The 25469-nt window shown below is 38.4% G+C and carries 24 protein-coding genes, 1 rRNA gene and 1 other RNA gene; 13 read left to right on the top strand and 13 right to left on the bottom strand.

All coding sequences use genetic code 11. From position 1 onward, the window contains the following. Window positions 1-59 precede the first annotated feature (59 nt). The 3 genes from A7A78_RS08085 (at window position 60) to lpdA (ending at window position 2617) form a co-directional block, all read left to right on the top strand. A complete protein-coding gene (locus A7A78_RS08085) occupies window positions 60-590 on the top strand; it encodes a hypothetical protein (RefSeq protein WP_068761951.1) in 531 nt (176 codons plus the stop codon). Window position 591: 1 nt separating this feature from the next. Continuing rightward, entirely contained in the window at window positions 592-1077 is a 486-nt protein-coding gene (msrB, locus tag A7A78_RS08080) for a peptide-methionine (R)-S-oxide reductase MsrB (RefSeq protein ID WP_068761950.1), read from the top strand. 163 nt (window positions 1078-1240) lie between these two features. Further along, window positions 1241-2617: a dihydrolipoyl dehydrogenase gene (gene lpdA / locus A7A78_RS08075; RefSeq protein WP_068761949.1), complete on the top strand. Its 1377-nt coding sequence runs from the start codon at window positions 1241-1243 to the stop codon at window positions 2615-2617. Window positions 2618-2722: 105 nt separating this feature from the next. Here the strand turns inward: lpdA and aroQ are convergent, their stop codons facing one another. The 4 genes from aroQ to A7A78_RS08055 all read right to left on the bottom strand — a co-directional run bounded on the left by aroQ (window position 2723) and on the right by A7A78_RS08055 (window position 5254). Then, window positions 2723-3139 carry a type II 3-dehydroquinate dehydratase gene (gene aroQ / locus A7A78_RS08070; protein WP_068761948.1) on the bottom strand — a complete coding sequence of 139 codons (417 nt, stop codon included), beginning with the start codon at window positions 3137-3139 and terminating at the stop codon, window positions 2723-2725. 70 nt (window positions 3140-3209) lie between these two features. After that, the gene (locus tag A7A78_RS08065) at window positions 3210-3797 is read right to left on the bottom strand and encodes a porin family protein (RefSeq protein ID WP_068761947.1); all 588 of its coding nucleotides are present in this window, start codon (window positions 3795-3797) and stop codon (window positions 3210-3212) included. 182 nt (window positions 3798-3979) lie between these two features. Then, window positions 3980-4558, bottom strand: coding sequence for a porin family protein (locus A7A78_RS08060; RefSeq protein ID WP_068761946.1), 579 nt, complete (start codon window positions 4556-4558; stop codon window positions 3980-3982). Between the two features lie 141 nt (window positions 4559-4699). Then, window positions 4700-5254: a porin family protein gene (locus tag A7A78_RS08055; protein ID WP_094746079.1), complete on the bottom strand. Its 555-nt coding sequence runs from the start codon at window positions 5252-5254 to the stop codon at window positions 4700-4702. A 191-nt stretch (window positions 5255-5445) separates the two neighbouring features. Between A7A78_RS08055 and xerD the strand changes: the two genes are divergently transcribed. Continuing rightward, the gene (gene xerD / locus A7A78_RS08050; RefSeq protein WP_068761945.1) at window positions 5446-6342 is read left to right on the top strand and encodes a site-specific tyrosine recombinase XerD; all 897 of its coding nucleotides are present in this window, start codon (window positions 5446-5448) and stop codon (window positions 6340-6342) included. An 86-nt stretch (window positions 6343-6428) separates the two neighbouring features. Here xerD and rny read toward each other — a convergent pair whose 3' ends face one another. The 4 genes from rny to A7A78_RS08030 form a co-directional block, all read right to left on the bottom strand. Further along, window positions 6429-7991, bottom strand: a complete 1563-nt coding sequence (rny, locus tag A7A78_RS08045; RefSeq protein WP_068761944.1) for a ribonuclease Y — start codon at window positions 7989-7991, stop codon at window positions 6429-6431. A gap of 55 nt (window positions 7992-8046) precedes the next feature. Further along, window positions 8047-8154, bottom strand: a non-coding RNA gene (gene ssrS, locus A7A78_RS08040) — 6S RNA. Between the two features lie 53 nt (window positions 8155-8207). After that, window positions 8208-8498, bottom strand: a complete 291-nt coding sequence (locus A7A78_RS08035) for a cell division protein ZapA (RefSeq protein WP_068761943.1) — start codon at window positions 8496-8498, stop codon at window positions 8208-8210. Window positions 8499-8508: 10 nt separating this feature from the next. Further along, window positions 8509-8799 (bottom strand): hypothetical protein, encoded by a 291-nt coding sequence (locus A7A78_RS08030; protein ID WP_068761942.1) that lies wholly within the window; start codon window positions 8797-8799, stop codon window positions 8509-8511. Between the two features lie 165 nt (window positions 8800-8964). Between A7A78_RS08030 and A7A78_RS08025 the strand changes: the two genes are divergently transcribed. Then, on the top strand, window positions 8965-10641 hold the full coding sequence (locus tag A7A78_RS08025; RefSeq protein WP_242649263.1) for a M23 family metallopeptidase: 1677 nt from the start codon (window positions 8965-8967) through the stop codon (window positions 10639-10641). Window positions 10642-10650: 9 nt separating this feature from the next. Continuing rightward, window positions 10651-13110, top strand: coding sequence for a TonB-dependent receptor (locus tag A7A78_RS08020; RefSeq protein ID WP_068761962.1), 2460 nt, complete (start codon window positions 10651-10653; stop codon window positions 13108-13110). A 188-nt stretch (window positions 13111-13298) separates the two neighbouring features. Here A7A78_RS08020 and A7A78_RS08015 read toward each other — a convergent pair whose 3' ends face one another. Continuing rightward, complete coding sequence (locus A7A78_RS08015; protein ID WP_068761940.1) at window positions 13299-14456, bottom strand: cysteine desulfurase family protein; 1158 nt, start codon at window positions 14454-14456, stop codon at window positions 13299-13301. A gap of 169 nt (window positions 14457-14625) precedes the next feature. Between A7A78_RS08015 and A7A78_RS08010 the strand changes: the two genes are divergently transcribed. Next, the gene (locus tag A7A78_RS08010; protein WP_068761939.1) at window positions 14626-15489 is read left to right on the top strand and encodes a hypothetical protein; all 864 of its coding nucleotides are present in this window, start codon (window positions 14626-14628) and stop codon (window positions 15487-15489) included. A gap of 3 nt (window positions 15490-15492) precedes the next feature. Here the strand turns inward: A7A78_RS08010 and A7A78_RS08005 are convergent, their stop codons facing one another. Further along, window positions 15493-16041 (bottom strand): Smr/MutS family protein, encoded by a 549-nt coding sequence (locus A7A78_RS08005; protein ID WP_068761938.1) that lies wholly within the window; start codon window positions 16039-16041, stop codon window positions 15493-15495. A 189-nt stretch (window positions 16042-16230) separates the two neighbouring features. Between A7A78_RS08005 and A7A78_RS08000 the strand changes: the two genes are divergently transcribed. After that, complete coding sequence (locus tag A7A78_RS08000; RefSeq protein WP_131811118.1) at window positions 16231-18180, top strand: T9SS type A sorting domain-containing protein; 1950 nt, start codon at window positions 16231-16233, stop codon at window positions 18178-18180. A gap of 111 nt (window positions 18181-18291) precedes the next feature. Here A7A78_RS08000 and rocD read toward each other — a convergent pair whose 3' ends face one another. Then, the gene (rocD, locus tag A7A78_RS07995; protein WP_068761936.1) at window positions 18292-19536 is read right to left on the bottom strand and encodes an ornithine--oxo-acid transaminase; all 1245 of its coding nucleotides are present in this window, start codon (window positions 19534-19536) and stop codon (window positions 18292-18294) included. A 146-nt stretch (window positions 19537-19682) separates the two neighbouring features. Between rocD and rlmD the strand changes: the two genes are divergently transcribed. From rlmD to A7A78_RS07980, 3 genes are read left to right on the top strand one after another with little or no spacing between them, the layout of a single operon-like run. Then, window positions 19683-21092, top strand: a complete 1410-nt coding sequence (rlmD, locus tag A7A78_RS07990) for a 23S rRNA (uracil(1939)-C(5))-methyltransferase RlmD (RefSeq protein ID WP_068761935.1) — start codon at window positions 19683-19685, stop codon at window positions 21090-21092. A 25-nt stretch (window positions 21093-21117) separates the two neighbouring features. Further along, window positions 21118-21615, top strand: coding sequence for a DUF6452 family protein (locus A7A78_RS07985; protein WP_068761934.1), 498 nt, complete (start codon window positions 21118-21120; stop codon window positions 21613-21615). Window positions 21616-21640: 25 nt separating this feature from the next. Further along, complete coding sequence (locus A7A78_RS07980) at window positions 21641-22318, top strand: DUF6048 family protein (RefSeq protein WP_341271720.1); 678 nt, start codon at window positions 21641-21643, stop codon at window positions 22316-22318. A 41-nt stretch (window positions 22319-22359) separates the two neighbouring features. Here A7A78_RS07980 and A7A78_RS07975 read toward each other — a convergent pair whose 3' ends face one another. Further along, complete coding sequence (locus A7A78_RS07975; protein ID WP_068761932.1) at window positions 22360-23517, bottom strand: THUMP domain-containing class I SAM-dependent RNA methyltransferase; 1158 nt, start codon at window positions 23515-23517, stop codon at window positions 22360-22362. A gap of 58 nt (window positions 23518-23575) precedes the next feature. On the opposite strand from A7A78_RS07975, the gene A7A78_RS07970 reads away from it, so the two are divergent. Further along, entirely contained in the window at window positions 23576-24307 is a 732-nt protein-coding gene (locus A7A78_RS07970; protein ID WP_068761931.1) for a class I SAM-dependent methyltransferase, read from the top strand. Further along, complete coding sequence (locus A7A78_RS07965) at window positions 24307-24975, top strand: ZIP family metal transporter (protein WP_068761930.1); 669 nt, start codon at window positions 24307-24309, stop codon at window positions 24973-24975. Before A7A78_RS07970 ends, A7A78_RS07965 begins: the two co-directional genes overlap by 1 nt. Before the next feature lie 230 nt (window positions 24976-25205). Here the strand turns inward: A7A78_RS07965 and rrf are convergent. Further along, window positions 25206-25314 (bottom strand): 5S ribosomal RNA (gene rrf, locus A7A78_RS07960). Window positions 25315-25469 lie beyond the last annotated feature (155 nt).

Here is a 25469-nt window from a genome sequence, read left to right as displayed (position 1 = left end):
TTTTAAAAGTTGGAACGACTTTTGTAAAACTTACCCTATAAATTTTAAAAATATCAATTATGAAAAACATACTTCTTTTTTTGGCACTTTCCACAACAGTTTTATTTACTTCTTGCGAAGGGGATCCAGGACCTCCGGGACAGGATGGCGGGTTGTATTTTGCTCAGGTTTTTGAAACTAATGTAAATTTTCAATATAATGCTGGCTCTAATACTTATTCATCTTCTTTTATAGCATTTCCTTTTGAGGTTTTTGAAAGTGATGTGGTTTTAGCTTATAGATATGAAGGCCAAGATGATATCGGGAATGGACAAACCGCTGATGTGTGGTCGCAATTGCCACAAAACATATTTTACCAAGACGGAACCGGTGATATTTTTCAATATAATTTCAACCATACTTTTGTTGATGTCCAATTTACCATAGAAGGTAATTTTGACCTAACAAATATTGATTCAGATTATGTAAATAATCAAATATTCAGAATAGCGGTAGTTCCTGCAGAGTTTGCCAAAACAAACCCTACAATGGAACAAATTCTTCAAATGAAACAAGCTGACGGATCAAACGTAAAAGTGATTGAACTTTAATATGAGATATTTAACGAGCATATTAATTTTAAGTCTTTTCTTCTTTAGTTGTAATTCTTCCGCACAAAAAAACAAGGAAGCAAAAAAGGAAACTTTTAAGGTAACAAAGACGGATGAAGAATGGAAAGCACAATTATCACCTGCTGCATACAATGTGCTTCGGCACGAAGGTACCGAGCGGGCTTTTACAAGTGAATTAAACGATAACCATCAAAAAGGAACCTACGTTTGCGCAGGTTGTGGCACTCTAGTTTTTGAAAGCAAGCACAAATTTGACAGTGGCACGGGTTGGCCAAGTTTTGATAGAGCGGTGAAGGGCAATGTAGCTTTTTCCACAGACAACAAATTGGGCTACACCCGCACTGAGGAACATTGTGCAACTTGTGGCGGCCATTTGGGACATGTTTTTAATGATGGTCCAACGGAAACTACAGGCGAGCGCCATTGTATCAATGGGGTTGCCTTAAAATTTATTCCAAAGGAGTAAATTTTAGAAAAATTAAGTTTTAAAGAAAGTACCACAATCCAAAAAATCACATTGGATTTTGGTGCTTTTTTTATTATTTGGAATTTGGGTTTTCTGTTTTGGGGTTTTTCCTTTTGAATTTTGTAATTTCGTTACCTCAAAAATTCAGACTTAAATACATAAAATGAGTAAATACGACGTAATAGTTTTAGGAAGCGGTCCCGGCGGATATGTTACTGCAATAAGGGCCTCACAATTAGGCTTAAAGACTGCCATTATTGAAAAAGAAAGCCTTGGAGGCGTTTGTTTAAATTGGGGTTGCATCCCTACAAAAGCACTTTTGAAGAGCGCACAGGTCTTTGATTACCTAAAACACGCAGACAGTTACGGCCTTGTAGTAAAGGATTTTGATAAGGACTTCGGAAAAGTGGTTGAAAGAAGCCGCGGCGTTGCAGAAGGAATGAGCAAAGGCGTGCAGTTTTTAATGAAAAAAAATAAAATTGACGTTATCAATGGCTTCGGAAAAGTTAAACCCGGAAAAAAAGTTGATGTTGACGGAAAGGAATATTCCGCAGATCATATAATTGTTGCAACCGGAGCTCGCTCCCGTGAATTGCCAAACCTAAAACAGGATGGCAAAAAAGTAATCGGTTATCGCGAAGCAATGTCCCTAAAAACACAGCCCAAAAGTATGATTGTTGTGGGTAGCGGCGCCATTGGCGTTGAGTTTGCCCATTTCTACAATTCAATGGGGACGGATGTAACCATTGTTGAGTTTTTGCCAAATCTTGTTCCGTTGGAAGACGAAGACGTTTCAAAACAATTTGAACGTTCCTTCAAAAAAGCCGGGATTAAAGTGATGACAAATTCTTCCGTTGAAAAATTGGACACTTCCGGAAAATTGGTAAAAGCAACCGTAAAAACTTCCAAGGGCGAAGAAACTTTGGAAGCAGAAATAGTTCTTTCCGCAGTTGGTATTGCCACAAATATTGAAAACATTGGGCTTGAAGAAGTAGGTATTGTTACCGACAAAGGAAAAGTGATCGTGAATGATTGGTACCAAACCAATATTCCCGGATATTACGCTATTGGAGATATAACTCCCGGTCCTGCCCTAGCCCACGTTGCTTCGGCTGAAGGAATTACCTGTGTAGAAAAAATTGCAGGACTACACGTAGAACCTATTGATTACGGAAATATTCCAGGTTGTACCTATGCTTCGCCAGAAATTGCAAGCGTTGGGATGACTGAGAAACAAGCAAAAGAAGCGGGTTATGAATTAAAAGTTGGAAAATTCCCTTTCAGTGCGAGCGGAAAAGCAAGTGCTTCGGGTGAAAAAGATGGTTTCGTAAAAGTTATTTTCGATGCCAAATACGGCGAATGGCTAGGTTGCCACATGATTGGCGCCGGCGTTACCGATATGATTGCCGAAGCCGTTTTGGGAAGAAAACTGGAAACAACAGGTCACGAAGTGCTAAAAGCAATCCATCCACACCCAACAATGAGTGAAGCCGTAATGGAAGCTGTTGCGGATGCTTATGGCGAAGTGATTCATTTATAAGCCCCCTGACCCCCGAAGGGGGAACTCTTACTCAAACTCAATAATAAAAGCTCCGAAAGGAGCTTTTATGGTTTTTTCACAACATTGGAATTCCCCCTTCGGGGGTTAGGGAGTTAGACTTTGCAAAGCTAATTCATAACTCTGCAGACCAAAACCAACAATCACTCCTTTTGCGTGTGGCGAAATATAGCTTTTATGCCGAAAGTCTTCTCTTGAAAAAGTATTTGAAATGTGGACTTCTACCACGGGGGTTGTTATTGCTTTTACAGCATCAGCTATACCTACGGAAGTATGGGTATAAGCAGCAGCATTCAAAATAATTCCATCATATTTGTAGCCAACTTCTTGAATTTTATCAATCAGCTCGCCTTCAATATTGGATTGAAAATAGGAAACTTCTTGGTTTGCATATTTTTTCTGCAACCTTTCAAAAAAATCATTGAAAGTTTCGTTTCCGTAAATATCGTTTTCACGTTTACCGAGCAGATTTAGGTTTGGGCCGTTGATGATGATGATTTTCATTCTGTAAATATATTAAATAAAAAAAGCAGGAACGTTGTCCTGCTTTTTGAAATATATTAAAATTAATTTTTTAGAAGGAGAAACCTGCTGAAACCTGGAAAACGTTACTTTGATTCTTATAACTATAACTAATTCCTTCTTCTTCATAATCTTCGTTCACATTCAGCAAACCTTTATTATAACGCAAGCTAAAAAACACTCCCATATCTAAACGATAAGATGCTCCAATTCCAAAAGCAGCATCAAAGGTTTTAAAATTCTCTTTAATATCGTCACCATCATCATTTTTTGCATTAACCAATACTCCAAATACAGGTCCTGCTTCTGCACTTAAACCTTCTATAATATAAAATTTTGCTAAAACAGGAACACGAACATAATCTAGTTTTAAGTTATCGTCAAGGCCTGTAAAAGTCCAGTTTGAACCTTCTGAAGAAAATAATAACTCTGGTTGTACTGAAAATTTACCCATTAATGGAATTTCCACAAGACCACCAATGTGGAAACTAGTTCGTGATCCTAAACTACCTACTCCGTAACTATCGCCCCCTAAAGAAGCAACATTTAAACCTGCTTTAGCCCCTAAGCGAAACTCTTGAGATTGTGCTGCAGTAAAAGATAAAACAGTAACGGCAATAAAAAGTAAAAGTTTTTTCATAATGTTTTGATTTTAAGATTTATTTGGTTTGACATTATTGTCGGTTCAAAAATAAATCTATGCAGTTTATGCACTAAGTACTTTTGTAACAAAATCTATAACATATGTAACAATACCCTATATAACAACTAAAAAGGTCGTTCAGAGTTTTCTCTAAACGACCTTTTTAAAGTAAAAACGGTTTAATTGAAAAAATACCCCACTGAAAGGCTGATAACAGAGTTTTTAGCTTCAATTTGTTCCCCACCTATTTCTTCAAAGACATTGGTAACTCCGATAACATACCTTGCCTGAAAGAATAAATTCATTGGTAGAATATACTGAGCGCCCAACCCAACACCAAAATCAATTGTTTGAATATCTTCTATATCTTCGGTATCTCCATCATATTTAGCATCTGCTGTTATATTAAAACCTACCTGGGGGCCGCCTTGAAGGCTAAAGCCTTCTGCCAATGTTAAATCAACCATTACTGGTAAATTGATATAATTTAAAATAACTTTTCCATCTTCTCCAGGAAAATTAACCTTATATCCCTGACTGGAAAATACCAATTCGGGCTGCAAGGCAATCATTTCCGAAAGACCGATCCTCGCTACACCGCCAACGTGAATACCAGCACGACCATCTACATCGTCTGCATCATCACCATTAACCGAAGCAAAGTTTACGCCAGCTTTGGCACCAAATCTAAAATCCTGTGCCTGTGATACAGTAACCGTTAAGGTTGCAATTGCAATAAAAAGTAAAATTTTTTTCATAATAAAAGTTTTAAAGTTAGTAAATAAAAATAGCATTAAAATTATTTTCTTATAGTTTAGCCTCTTTCAGTTTTCCACAAAGTTTTTAACAAAAAAACCGCCCAAATAGGACGGTTTTCATTAATACTTTTTTATTTCTCTTTACAGGAAAGAATAGCCTAAAGCTAAAGAAAACACATTGTTTTTACTCTTCTCATCCTTTAATACATCGGTAAATCCGAAGTTGTAACGAGCGTCCACTCTAATACCGAAAGGAAAATCATAGCCTGCCCCTACTACCGCGGAAACATCGCTTTTTTCAGCATTCCCTTCAACTGAATGGACTCCAAAGCTATCGTCATAAATATCATCATCAAGTACAAATCCAAACTGTGGCCCTGCCTGAACATTTAATCCTTGCACCAAATAATATTTCAATACAATTGGAATATTTACATAATTCACATCAAATTTTCCAAAATCAAATTCCGCTCCCTGCTGAGAGTACAAAACATCCGCTTGAAGCCCAACCTTATCAGTAAACTTGATACCTGCAAAAACACCAGCCTGAAAGCCTGTTTTATTGGATAGATTATCAACATCTGAAATTTTTGAAAAGTTAACTCCTGCCTTTACCCCAAGGTCAATTTCCTGTGAAAAAGCGGTAGTTCCGATAAATAATGTTATTACTGCTACAATTAATTTTTTTATCTGCATATCATATTTTTTTTAACGGAAGATAGAATGCCCTAAAAATTATCTTCCTTTGATTTATAACTTGGCATTGGGCATTTCATAATAATTGGGTTTTTGAGTTTTAAAGTTAAACGCAAAGATACCTTTAATGTTATCCCTTAAAATATATTTAGTTTTTTGTTAACTATTGTTTTTAGTGGTAATATAGCGGTATGAAGTGGCAACAGACTTTAAAGGATTACCAAAACTACCTGCGTTTGGAACGCGGACTTTCGGAGAATTCCATCATCAATTATTCTTTGGATGTAAAAAAATTGATGCGCTGGCTGGAAGCCAATGAAATAGAAATTTCACCCGTTAATATTTCAGAAGAAACACTGCAACAGTTTATTTATGAAATTGCCAAAAAAGTAAACCCTCGTTCGCAAAGTCGCCTTATTTCTGGGCTAAAAGGATTTTTCAATTATTTAATTTTTGAAGATTACAGAAAAACAAATCCCTTGGAATTGATTGAAGCTCCAAAATTGGGGAGAAAATTGCCAGATACTTTGGCGGTGAAAGAAATTGACACACTAATAAACGCCATCGATTTAAGTTCAAAACAAGGGGAACGAAACCGCGCCATTCTTGAAACGTTATACGGCTGCGGCTTGCGGGTTTCGGAACTCACAAACCTTAAAATCTCAGACCTGTATTTTGATGAAGGTTTTATAAAAGTAACGGGAAAGGGCGACAAACAACGCTTAGTACCCATAGGCCCAACCACTGAAAAATATATCAACATTTACAGAAAGGAAATACGCGTGCATCAAGAAATCCACCCATTGGCAAAGGACACTGTTTTCTTAAACCAACACGGAAAAGCATTGACCCGCGCAATGATTTTCACGATTGTAAAACGGTTGGCTGAAAAAGCGGGAATTCGGAAAACTATTAGTCCGCATACTTTTCGGCATTCTTTTGCTACACATCTTTTGGAAAATGGAGCTGATCTTCGCGCCATTCAACAAATGCTGGGTCACGAAAGCATTACCACTACTGAAATTTATACACATATTGACCGTAAACATCTTACAGAAGTTATCAATAAATATCACCCTAGAAAATGAGTTGGCAGTTTTCAGTCTCAGTAAACAGAAAAAAGAAAGCCGCAATACATATTGCGGCTTTTTGTAAGTAAAAATATTTCCTTGAATTATTTTGCAATATTCACCGCCCTCGTTTCACGAATAACGGTAACTTTCACTTGCCCAGGATATGTCATATCTGTCTGTATTTTCTGAGAAATCTCAAAGGAAAGCTGTGCGGCTTTTTCGTCGCTAACTTTATCACTTTCAACCATTACGCGAAGCTCGCGTCCTGCTTGAATTGCGTATGCTTTGTTTACCCCGCCAAAACCAAAGGCTATGTCTTCCAAATCCTTTAAACGTTGAATGTAGCTATCCAATACTTGACGTCTCGCTCCAGGTCGTGCGCCGCTAATGGCATCACAAACCTGAACTATTGGAGAAAGTAATCCCGTCATTTCAATCTCATCGTGGTGGGCTCCGATGGCATTACATACCTCAGGTTTTTCCCCATACTTTTCAGCCCATTGCATTCCTAAAAGTGCGTGTGGCATTTCGGTTTCGGTTTCTGGCACTTTTCCAATATCGTGAAGCAATCCAGCTCTTTTGGCCAATTTTGCGTTCAATCCAAGTTCAGCTGCCATTACACCACACAGTCGTGCAACCTCACGAGAGTGATGCAAAAGGTTTTGTCCGTAAGACGAACGGTACTTCATTCGTCCCACCGCTTTTATAAGTTCAGGATGCAAACCGTGTATTCCTAAATCAATAACGGTTCTTTTTCCAACTTCAATGATTTCTTCTTCTATCTGTTTAGTAGTTTTTTGAACCACTTCTTCAATTCGCGCAGGGTGAATTCTTCCGTCTGTTACAAGTTTATGAAGAGACAAACGTGCAATCTCTCTTCTAACGGAATCAAAACAGGAAAGGATTATCGCTTCCGGAGTATCATCCACAATAATTTCAACACCCGTGGCAGCTTCAATAGCACGGATGTTTCGTCCTTCACGACCAATAATTCTACCTTTAACATCATCACTCTCAAGGTTGAAAACAGATACGCAGTTTTCTACAGCCTCTTCTGTTCCGATGCGTTGAATGGTGTTAATTATAATCTTTTTAGCTTCTTGTTGGGCGGTCATTTTTGCTTCTTCCATAGAAGTTTGAACAAAAGCCATAGCCTGTGTCTTTGCCTCATCTTTAAGGCTTTCCATTAATTGGGTTTTGGCATCTTCAGCCGAAAGACTGCTGATTACCTCCAATTGTTCTATCTGGCTTCGGTGAAGCTTTTCTACTTCGCCCTGTTTTTTGTTGAGTATGGATAAGCGTTCGTTGTAGTCTGCTTGTTTTTCCTCTAATTCTGAATTTAATTTTTTGGATTTTGCAAGTTCACTTGATACTTGTGATTCTTTGTCGCGGGTTCTTTTTTCAGCTTCTGAAATTTTTTTGTCACGGTTCAGGATTACTTTTTCGTGTTCAGATTTCATCTCCAAAAACTTCTCTTTGGCTTGCAGTATTTTATCTTTTTTTAATGTTTCAGCTTCAGATTTTGCTTCTTTAAGTATTGCCGATGCGCTCTTTTTTGCTCTTGTTATAAGTTGGGAAGCGTTGTTTCGCTCTAGTATTTTTGCAATAAAAAACCCAATCGCAATACCAACGACTGCTCCTATTACAGGTATTATTATCTCCATTTTTCGTTGATTTATATGTATAAAAAAAGCCTACATCAATATTATTATTTTGAATAAACTCCTTAAAAACAAGTTTAGGGTTAACAAGCTGGTCAAGTATCCGCTCAAAGACGGCGCGCTTTTACAACTTCAACTCACCCTTTTTAAAGAATTCCTGTTGAGTTTACCAAAAATTAGTATTAATGTAGGCAGTAACCTTATTTAATTTAAAGAACGTTATGATAACTGCTCCTGCAACAACCGGTCCAAAGCTTTTAGCTTTTCTTCCGTTTCCTGCGTGTCGCTGGATTTATCAATTTGTTTTTGCTCTACCTGTGCGGCAAACTGGAGGGCACACATGGCCAAAACATCCTGTTTGTCACGGACGGCATAACTTTGCTCGAACTTTTTAATCATTTCTTCTATCTTTTTGCTTGCCAACCGCAATCCCTCTTCCTGAGAGGGATTGATGGTGAGGGGATAAACCCTGTCTGCAATTGATAGCTTTATTTTTAACGGTTCGGCCATTGTTATATTTTTATTCGGAAAGTTGGGTTATACACTGATCAATTTCCCGAACTAGAGCGTTTATCTTGAGTTTAGTTTCTCGTTTATGTTGGTCGCTGCCGAGCATTGAATTTGCTAATTTTAGTGAGTTGCACTTTTCCGTCCAAGCTTCAATTTCGTTTTCAAATTGTTGCTGTTTCGACTTTAAAATGGTGAGTTCTTCTTCCAATTCCGCATTAGCCTTTTTTAATTTCTCATGCCTGTTCAGCAGTTTGCTAATCCTATTTTCAAGAGAATCAACTATTTCAGAAAGATTACTCATTAAAATTCATATTCAATACTTCTTTCACAAAGTTAGCATACCATCCCTAATAAGCAAGCAGTTTTCTATTATTTTTTGTAATATTGAATATTGCGCACAATAAATCGCCCCTCTCCCCATTTAGTTATAGCGTATTCTTATTTTTGCTCTATGAATAAAATTTTTATGTTGCTCCTTTTTTTAGGCGGCTTTTTACATTCCCAGACAGACATTCCAACGGATTATTTTTCTAATCCGCTGGATGTTAATTTAGTGCTTGCAGGCAATTTTGGCGAAATGCGCGCCAACCATTTTCATAGTGGCTTAGACATTAAAACCAACCAAAAAGAGGGACTTCCAGTATACGCTCCAGCAGATGGTTATGTGAGCAGAATTCAAGTGCAGCATTATGGCTACGGAAAGGCACTTTATATTCTTCACCCAAACGGTTACACTACTGTTTATGGACATTTGCGAAGCTATGCAGGCGAAATTGAAAAATACGTAAAAGATACCCAGTATAAAAAGGAAACTTTTGAAGTGGAGCTTTTTCCGGACAAAACCCTTTTGCCCGTAAAAAAAGGAGATATAATTGCCTATTCGGGAAATACGGGTGGCAGCGGCGGCCCACATTTACATTTTGAAATCCGCGATTCCTCACAGCGACCAATGAACCCACTTCTTTTCGGAATAGAAATCCCAGATTCAAAAACGCCAATTGTCAGTGCACTTTTTGCGTACCCAATTAGCGAGGATGCCCAAATAAACCAAAGCCAGAATAGAACAAAACTGAAACTAAGCAAACAAAAGGACGGCAGTTACAAGGCAGAAAACCTTACTGCCTTTGGAAAAATTGGGTTTGGAATCACAACTTATGATCAGCAGGACGGGGCTTCAAACAAAAATGGTTCCTATAAAATAAAGACCACCTGTAACGGCACCGAAAAATTTGAAGTGCTGTTCAACAAATTCTCTTTTTCAGAAACACGCTATTTGAACCGCTATACAGATTATAATTATTACGAAACCAATAAAAGTATGGTGCAAAAGCTTTTTAGGGAGAAAAACAATCCGTTGAGCATCATTACAAAAGAGGATGAAAATGGGTTTATAACCGTCGCAGACAGCCTCAATTCAATTTATACTATTGAAGTTGACGATTTTAAGGGAAATAGCATTTTGGTTACCATCCCCATTAAAGGCAAAAAACAGGAAATATTAGAACCAAAAAATGTTGAAAAAACGGAGGATTTCATTTATGCAGACCACGCCACTTCAATAACCAAAGGCAAGTTCAGCATTTATATTCCCGCGAATAGTTTGTATGAAGATACCTATTTAAATATTGAGGCGAAAGGCGATACCCTAAAATTTCACGAGGACTTAATTCCTATTCACTCAAATATTTCAATTACAGCAGATATTTCGGCTTATAATGAAGCGGACAGGGATAAACTTTATATAGGAAGATTAAACTATAGAGGCCAACCCTATTACAATTCATCTTCTCGAAATGGTGATAAATTAACAGGCAAAACCAGAACATTTGGCGATTACATAGTAGCTTCAGATACCACACCGCCAACTATAAAACCGGTCAATTTCTCTGATGGCAAATGGATCAGCAACCAAAATTTTCTGCAAATAAAAATTACGGACGATCTAAGCGGAATAAGTTCCTACCGCGCAACAATCAACGGAAAATTTATTTTGATGGAATATGATTACAAAAAAAACGTTCTAACATATAATTTCAATGATAATGTGAATCTTGAATCTGAAAATAATTTGAAACTTATTGTTATAGATAATGTTGGAAATAGTGCTACATTTGAAGCAAAATTTTTCAGAAAACAACCCTAACCCTTGCTTTTGAAAACAATCAAACTACCGCTTACACTCCTATTCTTTTTTTTCGCAACCGTTGTATTTGCTCAAAAAGCAGTCGTTAGAGGAGTAATTTTAGACGAAAACAATATTCCACTTTCTGGAGTAAACGTAACTTATGATGATGCTGGAACAATTTCAGATTTTAATGGTGTTTATCTGTTAGAAATTCCTTCCAAACAAGATGTTATCGTTACTTTTTCTCATGTTGGACATAAAAAAATTCAGATCACTTTGAATCTTTCTCCAGCAGAAGATTATCAATTAAACCCTGTGATGAATACTACTATTGAGCAGATTAGTGAAGTAGTAATTTCAGGTCGGGAAAATAGACGAATTGAAGGTGTCATAACTATCTCTCCCGAGCTTGCTCAAAAAATGGTGGGTGGTAATGCTGGAGTTGAGAATTTACTTTCAACGCTTCCTGGAGTTAACAAAACGGACGAATTAAGCACTCAATATGCGGTTCGTGGTGGAAATTATGACGAAAACCTTGTTTACGTAAACGAAATTGAAGTGTATCGTCCCTTTCTTATAAGAAGTGGGCAACAGGAAGGTTTAAGTTTTGTAAACAGCGATTTAACAAGTAATGTTAATTTTTCTTCCGGAGGATTTCAAGCGAAATATGGCGACAAACTTTCCTCAGTTTTGGATATAACTTATGAACGTCCTGTTGCTTTTGGCGCTTCATTGGATTTAAGTCTTTTGGGAGCTAGTGGTTCAATTAAAGATATTTCAAATAATGGACGTCTTTCAGGAATCGTTGGGCTTCGCTATCGCGATAACAGTCTTTTAGTAAATGCAAAGGAAACCGAAACCAATTATCGTCCAAAGTTTGCGGATGCGCAAACCTATTTAACCTATAAGTTCACCAACAAATTTGAGCTTAGCTTTTTGGGAAATGTTTCCATAAACGAATACAATTATAGACCGCTTACGCGCCAAACAAATTTTGGAACCATAACAGATCCAATCGCTTTATTGGTATTTTATGAAGGTCGTGAAGAAGACAGATACAACACTTATTTTGGCGCACTGAAATCCACTTGGGTGGTTTCAGATAATTATACCGCAAAATTTATTGCTTCGCTTTACCAAACTACCGAACAGGAATATTATGACATTCTTGCAGAATACCGTTTAGGTCAAGTAAACACAAGTATTGGCGACGAAAATTTAGGAGAAGTTGAATTCAGTGAAGGCATTGGTGGTCAACTTACACATGCACGAAATGATTTGGATGCACTTATTCTGAATGTAGAACATAAAGGCAATCTTTCCCTCGAAGAAAACAATATTGAATACGGCATTAAATATACCCGTGAGGATATTCGCGATCGCGTGCAGGAATATGAAGTGATTGACTCTGCTGGATTTTCCATCCGTCCACCTATTTTTCCGCCGAACAACCAACCTTACGAGCCTTACGCCTCGCCCATTGAGCCCTATACAAATGTTCGCGCCATTAACGATGCACAAATAGACCGTATTTCCGGTTATGCACAATGGAGCCGAAAAACTAATTTAGGAAACAGTCAGCTTTGGTTAAATGCTGGTGTTCGTGCCCATAACTGGACTGTAAGCGGCAAAGGAATTACAAGCACTACACAAACCGTTTTTAGCCCACGGGCGCAGGTTTCCTTAAAACCTGATTGGGAAATGGATATGCTTTTCCGTCTTTCCGGGGGGGTATATCACCAACCTCCTTTTTATCGCGAATTGCGCGATTCCTCTGGAACGGTTCGCCCCGGTGTAAAAGCACAGAAATCAATCCATATTGTTTTCGGAAATGATTACAGTTTCAAAATGTGGGACCGTAAGTTTAGATTTAATTCTGAAATATATTACAAGCATCTAACCGACGTAAACCCATATACTTTAGAAAACGTCCGTATTCGCTATCGCGCTACAAATAATGCCGTTGCATACGCCTACGGACTTGATTTACGTCTTGCCGGAGAGTTTGTTCCCGGCACGGAAAGTTGGTTGAGTTTCGGTTATTTGAAAACTGAGGAAAACATTGATGACCGTGGCTACATCTTCCGCCCTACGGACCAGCGCTTGAAGTTTGGTATGCTATTCCAGGATTATGTAAAAGTTATTCCTTCGCTTAAAATGTATTTGAATCTTACCTATAACACCGGTCTTCCGGGTGGTTCGCCTAGTTATGCGGATCCGTACAAATATCAAGTTCGTTTGCCGGATTACAAACGCGCCGATCTTGGGGTGAGCTATGTAATTGTGGACGAAAACAAATTGCACGATAGCGGCTGGTTAAAACCGTTTAAGGAACTGACCATTGGCGCAGAAATATTCAACATTTTTGATGTGCAAAACTCCATTACAAACACCTTTGTAAGGGACGTTTACACCAAAGTGCAGTATTCAATTCCAAACTATTTATCCCCTCGAGTTTTCAATGTGCGGATTACATCTAAATTTTAATTCTATAGAAAAAAGATTGATTTTACCCGAAATTTGATAGGCAAGAATCAATATCGCTTTAAGCCAATACTTTCTTTTATGGCAATAGATTATTAAACTCTGTCTTATGGATCAAGGATGAATAGAGTATGAATAGAGTATGAATAGAGTATGGATTAGTCGCATTTTGTTTTACTCTGATCAGTAAACTAAATTATTCCATTATCTATAAATTCTTTCAAAACAGCTACAACATAATCAACTTCTTCTTTTGTATTGAAACTGGAGAAGGAAAAACGAAGCGAAGGTTTTTGAAGATCTTCTGCGGAAAGAATGGCGTTCAGAACATGCGAACCGCCCTCAGCCCCGCTCTGGCAGGCACTTCCTTTTGAACAGGCAATTCCTTTTAAATCCAGTTGGAACAATAGCAACATCGCCTTTTCAGCGGAAATTGGTAAACAAACATTCAATAAGGTATAAGTGCTGCGTTCATTATCACCACAGCTACCGTTAAATTTTACTCCCGGAATATTTGCGGAAAGCTGTTCCTTAAAATAGCTTTTTAATTCAGTAATATAGTTTCTTTCCTTTTCAAGATTTTGATAGGATATTTTCAAGGCTTCCGCCATTCCCGCAATAGCATATACCGCTTCGGTGCCAGCTCGCAAGCCTCTTTCTTGCTCCCCGCCATGAATTAGAGAACGCAATCCTGAGTTTTTTCGAATAAAAGCAAACCCAGCTCCTTTTGGCCCGTGGAATTTATGCGCAGCAGCAGCCGCAAAATCGATTGGTATTTCTGAAAAATCCAATTCAAAATGCCCAACGGATTGAACGGTATCGCTATGGAACAGCGCATTGTGTTTTTTGCACAGCAACGCAACAGCCTTTAAATCCAACACATTCCCCACTTCATTGTTTACGTGCATCAAGCTTACCAAGGTCTTTTCGGAAGAAGCCGCCAAAAGGCTTTCCAAATTCCCGTGGTCCACGTGGCCACAATTATCGAGGTTTACGTACACTACTTCTGTACCGTATTCTTTTTGCAGCCATTCCAAGGTATGCAATATGGCGTGGTGTTCAATTTTACTTGAAATTATTCGCTTTACGCCCAAATCGCGAACAGCACTAACAAGTATTAAATTATCGGCTTCCGTGCCGCCGGAAGTGAAAATAATTTCGCTGGCACTTACATTTAAATGTTTTGCAATATCCTTTCGGGCACTTTCAAGTAATGATTTGGAAGACCTTCCGTAAGAATGTGTAGATGAGGGATTTCCGTATTCTGTTTTTAATACTTCGGTGATGCAATTAATAACTTCATCCCGAAGCTGCGTTGTGGCCGCACTATCAAAATATACTTTCTTCATTGGGCAAAATTTTTCACGGAAAACGATTATAAATCGAGTTCTATTGTGATGGGAACAAATTGCGCTCCGTTGTTTTTGGTTCGCAAAAATACATATTAAAACAGTTTTGCCATCGTTTCAGTTAAAAAGAAATGCGTTACTTTGTACCATTGACGATTTTAAGTTTCCAATGAAAAAAATTCTTTTCCTTTTTATAGCCTCCCTCCTTTTGCAAAGCTGCGATGACGGCGATATTATTGTAACAACTTTCAACTTTGACGATGCCGAACTGAAAAATTGCGGGGGCGTGGGCAACTATGTTTTTTACAAAGTAAACCCCGACGCACTGGAGAGCCTTTCGCTAAGACTTGGCACAATGGACAGCATCTATAAACCCTCTGGCACAAGAGTTTTCACGCTAAATGGCACATCAAATTTTGTAAACTACAGAACTTATGATGGCGCGTTGGGCACTTCCTATTTTTGCAGCAGCATCCCGCCAACCAGCCCGAATGTAACGGTGGACTATATTGCAGCTTCAGGAACTGTTGATTTTGTGGTCACTTTTGTGTATGATGATTTTGACGGCCTACCTACCGATAGTGAAGAGAGCGGTGATACAGACGGCGATGGACTTCCAAATATTTATGATTTGGACGACGATGGAGACAATGTACCCACCGTGCGCGAGCTGGACGACGGAGTTCCAAGAGATAGTGATGGCGATGGAATACCCGATCATCTTGACCCTGATGATGATAACGATGGCGTTCTTACCCGCGATGAAGATAAAGATGGGGATTTAGATCCAACAAACGACGTTACAGATTCTTCCGTTGGCCCGGATTATTTGAATGCTGCCGTTGCAAATGATTATGACATAAACCGATACCGTGTGCACACCTATAAAATTTATAAAAGCGTGAACATTACGCTTAAAAATTTAGTGCTTGTAAAAGGCGAAGAGGAAATTACCCAAGAAACCATAAATATGGGTGCGATTGAAAATGTGGAAATCAAAGACAAAACCATTAGGCCAGAATTTTTGCCATAAAACCTACCCTTTTGGGTTTTGAAAGATATACACCTCGGTAGCGCCACGGCCGTATTTTTGGTAATCGGCATCGTAGAATTTTACGTTGTCATAACGCCCAAAAAGATATTCCAGTTCGGTTCGCAAAACACCCTCGCCCACACCGTGTATAAAAACCACCTTTTGGATTCGTTTTGAAATGGCAAACTCCAATTGCCTTTTTGCAGCGTCAAGCTGAATGGTAAGCATTTCATAATTATTGAGTCCGCGGCTTTTTGGCACCAATTGATGGATGTGCAAATCTACTTCCATTGGTGGCAAACTGCGCTCCTTCGGTTTCACTCGCTGCGTTTTTCCGGGTTTTTTGTAATTTTTTTCCGACACGATTGAAGAAACATCCATCCGCGACAAATCTTTTTTGGAAAGAGAGCCGTCCATCACAATGAGTTCTTCTTTTGAAAAATCAAGCTCAAATCCATCTGTGGTTTCTATAGTAACCATATTTCCGCGAACCGCTGTAACCACGCCTGAAATAGCATCATCGAGCACCGAAACCTTATCGCCTTTCTTCATTTTTTCTATTTTTTTTTTCGAATTTAAAATTCCTTTCTGCTTTACGATTAATCGTTCTTAAACGCCTAACAACGAAAATTTTACGTATTTTGCAGTAAACTATACTGTATATTGAATATTATTTTTAAATTTAAACCGTCAAAAAAGGTTTTGTTGCCCCACATCAAAGCTTTTAAAAACTGTAAAAATATGAAAAACCTACTACTCTTTTCTACATTACTTTTAACATCAGTTGGTGCAATGGCACAGTTGACCGTAAAGCCTAATGGTACTGCGGATTCCTATGTGTATGTGAACAACGAAGTGCTTTACGTGGCGCAGGATGTTAATCTTACGCCTAACCCTACCGCAGCTACCGAGGCCAGTATCTACCTGCGCAACAACGCACAGCTAATCCAGTCTGGAGCTACCTCTAGCAATACTGGCGATGGCTTTCTTTCCGTACAGCAAAATACGCCTGTTACAAACTCTTGGGCATACTATTATTGGTGCTCGCCCGTGGGTAACCCAGCGGCAACACAAGCTATGACCTACGGAAATAATAAAAATTTCGGGCTTCGCAGTATGTATGAAGATACAAACGCTGTGCCCGGCATAGGTACCAGTGCAAGACAAACAACTTTGATAACTGGTGATAATGGCTATACTAACCCTGCACTTACCATCTCCAAACGTTGGGTCTATACCCACGAAGTACCGGGAACTGAAGCCGGTGAAGATTACAATAGATTGAATGGCTCCAACTATGCCCTTCCGGGCTGGGGTTTTACTATGAAAGGTGTTAATGTTGGAACAGCTCCCGCTCCCGGTGACCCTGGTTCAAATCACGACCAATTGTATGAATTCCGTGGAAGACCAAACAGCGGAAGTTTCACTATCGATATGGGCAATGGTTTGATGACCCTTTCCGGAAACCCGTATCCTTCAGCCTTGGACCTTAATAAGCTTTATTGGGATTTGCCAGACAATCAAGAATTAGGAACATTTTGGTATTATGATGAAGATAGAACCGTTACGGGTTCCCACAATTACAACGGCAAGCCTTATGGTTATGGCGTATATACTCCTGGGCTTGAAGATACCGACGGCGATCCTTATGATGGAGACAATATGGGTAGTTATGCTGCCGCACCTTTCTATATTTATAAGGAAGACGGTACAACAGTTGGTACATCAACCGGACCTGGAGGTGCCGACCAAAACAAGCGCTTTGCTCCCGTGGGGCAAGGCATCATGTTTATGGGGGATGCCAATGGCCCAATCACCATTAAAAACTCACACCGTGTATTTTTTAAGGAGGGTGTTTTACCAGGTTCTATTTTCCAAAGACCGGAAGGAGAAAATAACACTACTGAAAACGATTTGAGCGGCCCTACATTATCAACTTCAACAACCCCACAAACTGTAGATTACAGACCAGCTCAATTGCGCTTGTATGCTATTTTTGATAGAGCTTTAACAAGAGACCTGCTTCTTACTTTTTACGACCAAGCTACCGACGGTTATGACCGTGGTCTTGATGGTCGCAGCCCAAGAGATTTAAAAGCGGATGCTTATTTCCCTGTTGGGAATGATAATGAGCCAAAATTACCTTATGTAATTAACGCTGTTAATTATGATGTTAATAAACAAATACCTTTCGCTTTCACCCTTGATAAACAAACCGATATTGAATTGCGCGTTAAGGAAGAAGTAAAGAAACCTTATCAGCACGTTTATCTTTATGACAGTCAAGAAAATACCTATAAGGCTTTAGCTATAAATGGTGCGCGCGTTACCTTGACATTGCCAGAAGGTGTTTATGAGAACAGATTCTTTATCGTTTTCCGCAGTCCGTATATTAAATTGGATACTCCAAAAACCGAAGTGGAAAGAACTGAGCTTGTTCGTGCAAACGTAACGTTCTTCCAAAACAATCCACAGCATCAGTTGGAAATCAGAAACCCAGAAGGGTACACTATTAAAACAGCTTCTGTGTATGATATGAGCGGGAAATTGGTTATTTCTGAAAAGAATCTTGGAGACGACAATAAGTATAGCTTCTACACCGGAAACTTAAGTGATGGTGTATATTTAGTAAAACTAATGACTTCTGATGATGTTTCAATAGATTACAAAGCTATTGTTCACAATCAATAAAATATTAGTCCGTTCCGTCTTGGATTAATTTTTCCCATTTAAAAAGGAAACGGCCCCGATAAAAATCGGGGCCGTTTTTTAATGTGTGAAATCGAGTGTAGCTGCGACCTTTTATTTTTCAAATCCTTTTAGGGTTTCAATGATTATTGCCACGCAATCCATCAACTGTTCTTCGTTCATTACCAATGGCGGCGCAAAACGAATAATGTTTCCGTGTGTAGGTTTTGCAAGCAGCCCGTTGTCGCGAAGTTTTAAGCAGATATTCCAAGCAGTGTCACTGTCTTCGGAGTCGTTAATAACAACAGCATTCAGCAAACCTTTTCCGCGAACCAAAGTAGCAATATTGCTGGTTTCAATATATTTATTTAATTCACTTCGGAAAAGTTTTCCAAGGCGTTCCGCATTTTCAGCGAGGTTTTCATCTTTAACCACACTCAAGGCAGCAATTGCAACGGCAGCAGCCACAGGATTTCCACCAAAAGTGGAACCGTGTGTGCCGGGTTTTATAACGCCCATAATTTCGTCATTCGCCAAAACCGCGGAAACGGGGTACGCCCCACCACTCATCGCTTTCCCAAGAATTAAAATGTCCGGCTTCACATTTTCGTGATCAACGGCTAAAAGTTTTCCGGTTCGGGCTATTCCTGTTTGCACTTCGTCCGCAATAAAAAGTACGTTGTGTTTTTCGCACAAAGCTTTTGCTTTGCTCAAATATCCTTCAGAAGGCACATAAACGCCCGCTTCACCTTGAATTGGTTCCACCAAGAAACCAGCAATGTTTTTATTGCTTTCCAAATGTTTTTCAAGCGCTTCAAGATTGTCGTATTCTATTTTTATAAATCCGTCGGTATAAGGGCCAAAATTCTTTCGCGCTACGGGATCGTTGCTAAAAGAAATAATTGTGGTTGTTCTTCCGTGGAAGTTACCTTCACAAACTACAATTTCGGCATCGTTTGCTTCAATGCCTTTCTTCTCATAAGCCCATTTTCTACAGATTTTCAAAGCGGTTTCCACAGCTTCGGCGCCCGTATTCATAGGAAGCAATTTGTCAAAACTGAAAAACTCGCAAGCAAATTTTTCATACTTTCCAAGCATATCGTTATAAAAAGCACGAGATGTTAAGGTTAATGTTTTTGCCTGCTCGGTCATTGCTCCCACAATTTTTGGATGGCAATGCCCTTGGTTCACCGCGGAATATGCCGAAAGAAAATCATAATATTTCTTGCCGTCCACATCCCAAACATACACACCTTCCCCCCTGCTCAAAACCACAGGAAGCGGGTGATAGTTGTGGGCACCGTATTTGTTTTCTAAATCGATAGCTTGCTGCGAAGCTTTTTGTTCTAAAACTGACATAAGATTGTAATAATTTGAAGTAAAATTTAAGTAATTCCTGCTATGCGGAGCGGAATCCTCCGTGGCTTGCAAATTACTAAATTAATCCCACATTTTTTGACGCCTTAACAGGATTTAAACCTAACAATTATACTATTTTTGCGCCTATGGCGAGAAAAAACAATAGAGTGGTTTTAGAAAATCTGGAAGTGATTGATGCTGGGGCAAAAGGAAAAGCCGTTGCAAAAGCGCCGGACGGAAGGGTTGTTTTTATAGACAATGCTGTGCCGGGCGATGTGGTTACGGTGCAAACTTTCAAAAAAAAGAAAGCTTTTTATGAAGCTTCGGTGCTTTCAGTTTCAAAATATTCCGAAAAAAGGGTTGAAGCTGTTTGTCCGCATTTTGGGGTTTGTGGCGGGTGCAAATGGCAAAATATGGGTTATGAGCATCAACTTTTTTACAAGCAGAAAGAAGTTGCACAAAACCTGCAGCGCATCGGTAAAATTGAATTGCCGGAATTTCAGCCTATTCTCGGTTCTGAAAAGCAATATTTTTATAGGAATAAAATGGAGTTCAGTTTTAGTGACAACAAATGGCTGACGCTGGAACAGATTAAAAGCGGGGAAGTGATTGAAAACCGAAATGCCTTGGGTTTTCACATTCCCGGAATGTGGGACAAGATTTTGGATTTGGACATTTGTTATCTGCAAGCAGACCCAAGTAATGCGATCCGTGATTTTATAAAAGCGAAGGCGGAAGAATTAAATCTTTCTTTTTTCAATACACGAAATCAGGAAGGGTTTTTACGAACGTTGATGCTTCGCACCACTTCCACGGGAGAAGTGATGGTGTTGGTGCAGTTTTTTCACGAAGATGAAGAGAATAGAAAATTATTATTGGATGCCGTTGCTGAAGAATTTCCGCAGATAACTTCACTTTTATATGTAATAAATTCCAAAGGAAATGATACGCTTTACGATCAGGAAATAGAACTTTTCCACGGAAGGGATCATATTTTTGAGGAAATGGAGGGTTTAAAATTTAAGATAAATGCCAAATCCTTTTACCAAACCAACAGCGAGCAAGCTTTCGAGCTTTACAAAATAACCCGCGATTTTGCTGGTTTAACAGGAAATGAGCTGGTTTATGATCTTTATACGGGAACGGGAACCATTGCACAATTTGTTGCAAAAAAAGCAAAAAAGGTTATTGGAGTTGAAGCTGTTCCCGATGCCATTTCAGCGGCAAAGGAAAATGCGCAATTAAACAATATAGAAAACGTTGAATTCTACGTGGGCGATATGAAAAAGGTTTTCAACGAAGAATTCATAAACACCCACGGAAAGCCGGATATTGTTATCACAGACCCACCACGGGACGGGATGCACGCTGACGTTGTTTCCCAATTATTGAATTTAGGTGCTGAAAAGATTGTTTACGTAAGTTGCAACAGCGCGACCCAAGCCCGGGATTTGGCGCTTTTGGATTCAAAATATAAAGTGACGAGAGTGCAGCCGGTTGATATGTTTCCACAGACACATCACGTAGAAAATGTTGTACTTTTGGAAAAGCGCTGATTTTTCAGCAAACGAAAATTAAAATATGATTAAAAAAACCATTGTACTCATCCTCATAATCTTCGCCTTTAAAGGCTGCACCAAAGATGATATATGCCCAGAGGGAACGGCAACTACGTCAAACTTGATCATTACCTTTAACGATATCGTGAACCAAGCAAATAGAAAGGATGTTGAAGGTTTAAGCGTAATAACAAATTATGCGGATTCTGTTGTGGTTTTAGCGCGAACTACCACAGATTCCATAGCCATTCCGTTAAATACAAATGCTGATTTTACAAAATATAAGTTTGTAAGAACCACAATCACAGAAACAGATACCATCGTAAATGAAGACAGCATAGTCTTTTCATACAGACGCTACAATGGATATGTGAACCGCGCCTGTGGATTTAAAACAGAATTTGACAATTTGGAAGTGACTCTAGAGGAAGAAGGAGCGGATAATTGGATTCAAGATATTTTAATAAGAAGAGATACAGTTAATGATGAAAATAAAGCTCACCTTACTATTTTTCATTAGTCTTTTTTTTAGCGCCCAAAATTTAATGGCGCAGAAGAAAAATGAAAAATCAAACGATACAATTCCAAAAATTGAAAAATACGGAATTCGTGTGGGCGTAGATTTGGCCAAACCTTTAAGAACGCTGATTGAAGACGGCTATTCTGGTTTTGAAGTAATGGGCGATTTTAGGGTTACAAAAAAGTTTTATGCAGCAGTAGAAATTGGAAATGAAACTAAAGATTGGATAGAACCGTATGTTTCTTCAACAACAAGCGGAAGCTATGCAAAAATAGGATTTGATTACAACGCTTATGATAATTGGTTGGGAATGGAAAATGCTATTACGCTGGGGCTTCGCTATGGTTTCTCAACCTTTAAGCAAGAACTTACCAGTTACAGAATTTATACAGACAATCCCGCTTTTCCAACACAAACAATTTATGAACCCCAAGAATTTACTGGTTTAACAGCGCATTGGGCTGAATTGATAGTTGGTGTTAAAACCGAAATATTGAACAATCTTTATCTCTCCATTAATGCCCAATTAAAAAGAAAAATCACGGAAGATGAACCAGAAAATTTCGGGAATCTTTATATTCCGGGCTTTAATAGAACTTATGATTACAGTAAGTTTGGGGTTGGGTATGGCTACTCTATTTCGTATTTAATTCCAATTTTCAAAAAGAAAGAAGTATCAAAAGACAAAATCCAAAAGCTTTAAAATAAACAACTGTTTATTATTCATTGCTAATTGTTAATTGCTTACTGTTTACTGGCTTTTTTACTGCCCTCATACATTTCGTACCGCACCAATTTAGCTTCCAGTTTTCCGTTAAAAAGTTTGATTTTTGTGGATGGACGAAGCCCAACAAATTTCAACGCTTCCATATTTGAGGTAATCATCCAAGCCTGTGTTCCGGGATAGCCCCGTTTTAGTGTATTTCCGATGGAACTGTAAAAATTTTCAACATCGGTTAAAGAAATACGCTCGTCATACGGAGGATTGAAAACGATATACAAAGATTTATCATTTTCCTTTTCACTTTCGAAAAAATTCTGCTGCTTCACTTCAATAAAATCCTGCAGATTGGCGCTTTTGATGTTTTCCTTAGCTTTATGAATTGCAACCGGATCGGTATCAAATCCATAAATTTTATGCGGAAAATCCCGAACTTTCTTCAATGCGGCGTCTTCAATTTTTTCATAAAGATCCACATCAAAATCGGGCCAGGTTTCAAAACCAAATTCCTCGCGGTTTAAGTTTGGAGGAATATTGCAGGCTATCATTGCTGCTTCGGTAAGAAAAGTTCCACTACCGCACATTGGATCGAGGAAATTGCATTGTCCCTGAAAGCCCGAAAGCATTATAATTCCGGCGGCCAGCACTTCATTTATAGGAGCCAAAGTACTTTCTACCTTATAGCCGCGTTTGTGCAACGATTCCCCGGAACTATCCAGTGAAACCGTACAAATATTTCTGTCAATGTGAATATTTATGCGAAGCGTGGGATGGTCCAAATCTACATCTGGCCGCACTCCTTCCCTATCCCTAAATCTATCAACGATAGCATCTTTCGTTTTCAGGGCAATATACTGTGAATGCGTGAAAACATCAGAAAAAACAGTTGCGTTTACGGCCAATGTGCCTTTCACATCCATATAATTTTCCCAAGGCATTTCGTATATTTTCTTATAAAGATCTTCTTCAGTAAAAATATTGAAAGCCGTGATGGGTTTAAGGATTTTAATGGCCGTTCTACAGCATAAATTTGCCTTGTACATAAATCCCGTGTCACCTTCAAAAGAAACGTTTCGCGTACCAATTTCAATTTCAGAAGCGCCCAATTGGCGAAGTTCCTGTGCAAGAAGTTCTTCCATCCCGAAAAGGGTTTTGGCCACCATTTTAAAATTCTTTACCATACTATATAAACAGATTTCCTGCAAAAATACAGTATTTTAGCAGGGCGAAACGATAAGTATGCAAAAAGAAAAGGACAATTGGTACGCTTCGTGGTTTAACACGCCATATTATCATCTGCTATACAAGGATAGAGGCCATAGGGAAGCGGCGTTATTTATGAATACGCTCACCAACTATTTGAATCTACAGAAAAATGACTCTATACTAGACCTTGCTTGCGGGCGAGGTAGGCACTCCAAATATTTATATAAACAAGGTTTTGATGTAACTGGTGTAGATCTTTCCAAAGAGAGCATTGCTTATGCCAAGCAATATGAAAAACCAAAACTTCATTTTGAAGTTCACGATATGTGTTTACCATATCCGAAGAAATTTGATGCGGTTTTTAATTTGTTTACCAGTTTTGGATATTTTGAAAACGAAATAGATAATCTTAGAACCATAAAAGCCATAAAAGCAGAGCTAAAACCCAATGGATTTGGAGTAATTGATTTTTTAAATGTTGAATTAGCTATTAAAAAATTAGTTTCCTCAGAGAAAAAGAAAGTAGGCGATATCGTTTTTCATATTGAAAAATATGTTGAAGATGGCTATATCTTAAAAGACATCCGTTTCAATGATAATGGAAAAGACTATTTTTATACTGAACGTGTAAAAGCCTTGACCTTGGAAGATTTTAAACTTTATTTTGAAGAGGCAAAAGTTGAACTGAAACAAGTTTTCGGAAACTATCAACTGGAAGCTTTTGATAAAAACACTTCGGGAAGATTAATTCTAATTTTTAATTGATGAATTATTTACTGCTATTTTTAGCTGTGGCCGTAGGCTATTTTATTGCATTATTCCTAAAGAAAAAGGAATTGCGAAATATGGAAGTTTTTCTAGCTTTTAGTGGCGCATTCCTTTTATCCATAACTGTTTTTGAGCTTTTACCTGAAGTTTTTGAAACTCCTTCAAAAAGTATAGGTGTATATATAATGCTCGGTATATTATTGCAAATATTTCTGGAGTTTTTCTCCAAAGGTGCGGAACATGGGCACGTTCATTTGCATTCTGAAAACAAGCATTTCCCTTGGATTTTGTTTGTCAGCCTTAGTGTTCATGCATTTATGGAAGGTTTCCCTATTTCAGAAGAAAATAATCTGTTGCTTGCAATTATAATACATAAAATTCCGGTGGCTATAATTCTATCTTTCTTTTTTATAACAGCTGGATATAGAAAGTCCACTACGCTATTCTTTTTATTCTTTTTTGCTTTAATGACGCCTTTGGGCAGTTTCATTTCTACAAATTACAATTTTGTACATCAATACGAAACTCAAATAACTGCAATGGTTATTGGAATTTTTCTTCACGTTTCAACAACAATTCTCTTTGAAAGTTCAAAAAATCACAAATTTAATCTTACTAAAATGACCGCAGTTATAGTTGCTGTGATATTAGCTTATCTTATTTAGAGAATAGATATTTAGGGAGTCACTTACAAAACTCTTTATCTTTTAGGGAGTGAATTATAGATGCTTTGTTTTAGATGGATGCTAAGAGAGAACATCTCTTTTAGAATAATATACATAGAAGTTTTATATCTTTTAGCACTATTTATTCCGAACACCAATATCATAACCACAGACCTTTAGTTTTGTTCCATAAAAAAAGCCTTCACCAAATAAATGGTGAAGGCTTTAAAGGAAGGCGGCGACCTACTCTCCCACGAGATGCAGTACCATCGGCGCAAACGGGCTTAACTTCTCTGTTCGGAAAGGTAAGAGGTGAGCCCCGTCGCTATAACCACCTTAGTTATCGGTATTAGGGATCAGGTTGTAGGGATTAGTCTGTACTAATTCCAAGCTCCTAATCTACTAATGCCCCCCAGCATCCGCCGGGAAAATATCTTGACATAGGGAAACAAACAATAGGGGAAAAGCTGAACGTTGCTTAAAAAAAGAGTTTG

The sequence above is a fragment of the Aequorivita soesokkakensis genome, assembly GCF_001641085.1.
Lineage (GTDB): Bacteria > Bacteroidota > Bacteroidia > Flavobacteriales > Flavobacteriaceae > Aequorivita > Aequorivita soesokkakensis.
The sequence above is the reverse complement of the archived record's forward strand: the minus strand, read 5'-3'. Positions and strand labels throughout refer to the sequence as shown.

What these genes read in the sequence shown, in the direction of transcription:
- A7A78_RS08055 (WP_094746079.1), bottom strand. Translation starts at nt 5,254, where the DNA reads ATGCAGATAAAAAAATTAATTGTAGCAGTAATAACATTATTTATCGGA.
- lpdA (WP_068761949.1), top strand. Translation starts at nt 1,241, where the DNA reads ATGAGTAAATACGACGTAATAGTTTTAGGAAGCGGTCCCGGCGGATAT.
- aroQ (WP_068761948.1), bottom strand. Translation starts at nt 3,139, where the DNA reads ATGAAAATCATCATCATCAACGGCCCAAACCTAAATCTGCTCGGTAAA.
- A7A78_RS08030 (WP_068761942.1), bottom strand. Translation starts at nt 8,799, where the DNA reads ATGAGTAATCTTTCTGAAATAGTTGATTCTCTTGAAAATAGGATTAGC.
- A7A78_RS08035 (WP_068761943.1), bottom strand. Translation starts at nt 8,498, where the DNA reads ATGGCCGAACCGTTAAAAATAAAGCTATCAATTGCAGACAGGGTTTAT.
- A7A78_RS07980 (WP_341271720.1), top strand. Translation starts at nt 21,641, where the DNA reads ATGGCGCAGAAGAAAAATGAAAAATCAAACGATACAATTCCAAAAATT.
- A7A78_RS08060 (WP_068761946.1), bottom strand. Translation starts at nt 4,558, where the DNA reads ATGAAAAAAATTTTACTTTTTATTGCAATTGCAACCTTAACGGTTACT.
- rlmD (WP_068761935.1), top strand. Translation starts at nt 19,683, where the DNA reads ATGGCGAGAAAAAACAATAGAGTGGTTTTAGAAAATCTGGAAGTGATT.
- A7A78_RS07965 (WP_068761930.1), top strand. Translation starts at nt 24,307, where the DNA reads ATGAATTATTTACTGCTATTTTTAGCTGTGGCCGTAGGCTATTTTATT.
- A7A78_RS07985 (WP_068761934.1), top strand. Translation starts at nt 21,118, where the DNA reads ATGATTAAAAAAACCATTGTACTCATCCTCATAATCTTCGCCTTTAAA.
- A7A78_RS07975 (WP_068761932.1), bottom strand. Translation starts at nt 23,517, where the DNA reads ATGGTAAAGAATTTTAAAATGGTGGCCAAAACCCTTTTCGGGATGGAA.
- xerD (WP_068761945.1), top strand. Translation starts at nt 5,446, where the DNA reads ATGAAGTGGCAACAGACTTTAAAGGATTACCAAAACTACCTGCGTTTG.
- A7A78_RS08065 (WP_068761947.1), bottom strand. Translation starts at nt 3,797, where the DNA reads ATGAAAAAACTTTTACTTTTTATTGCCGTTACTGTTTTATCTTTTACT.
- rny (WP_068761944.1), bottom strand. Translation starts at nt 7,991, where the DNA reads ATGGAGATAATAATACCTGTAATAGGAGCAGTCGTTGGTATTGCGATT.
- A7A78_RS08005 (WP_068761938.1), bottom strand. Translation starts at nt 16,041, where the DNA reads ATGAAGAAAGGCGATAAGGTTTCGGTGCTCGATGATGCTATTTCAGGC.
- A7A78_RS08000 (WP_131811118.1), top strand. Translation starts at nt 16,231, where the DNA reads ATGAAAAACCTACTACTCTTTTCTACATTACTTTTAACATCAGTTGGT.
- msrB (WP_068761950.1), top strand. Translation starts at nt 592, where the DNA reads ATGAGATATTTAACGAGCATATTAATTTTAAGTCTTTTCTTCTTTAGT.
- rocD (WP_068761936.1), bottom strand. Translation starts at nt 19,536, where the DNA reads ATGTCAGTTTTAGAACAAAAAGCTTCGCAGCAAGCTATCGATTTAGAA.
- A7A78_RS08085 (WP_068761951.1), top strand. Translation starts at nt 60, where the DNA reads ATGAAAAACATACTTCTTTTTTTGGCACTTTCCACAACAGTTTTATTT.
- A7A78_RS07970 (WP_068761931.1), top strand. Translation starts at nt 23,576, where the DNA reads ATGCAAAAAGAAAAGGACAATTGGTACGCTTCGTGGTTTAACACGCCA.
- A7A78_RS08025 (WP_242649263.1), top strand. Translation starts at nt 8,965, where the DNA reads ATGTTGCTCCTTTTTTTAGGCGGCTTTTTACATTCCCAGACAGACATT.
- A7A78_RS08010 (WP_068761939.1), top strand. Translation starts at nt 14,626, where the DNA reads ATGAAAAAAATTCTTTTCCTTTTTATAGCCTCCCTCCTTTTGCAAAGC.
- A7A78_RS08015 (WP_068761940.1), bottom strand. Translation starts at nt 14,456, where the DNA reads ATGAAGAAAGTATATTTTGATAGTGCGGCCACAACGCAGCTTCGGGAT.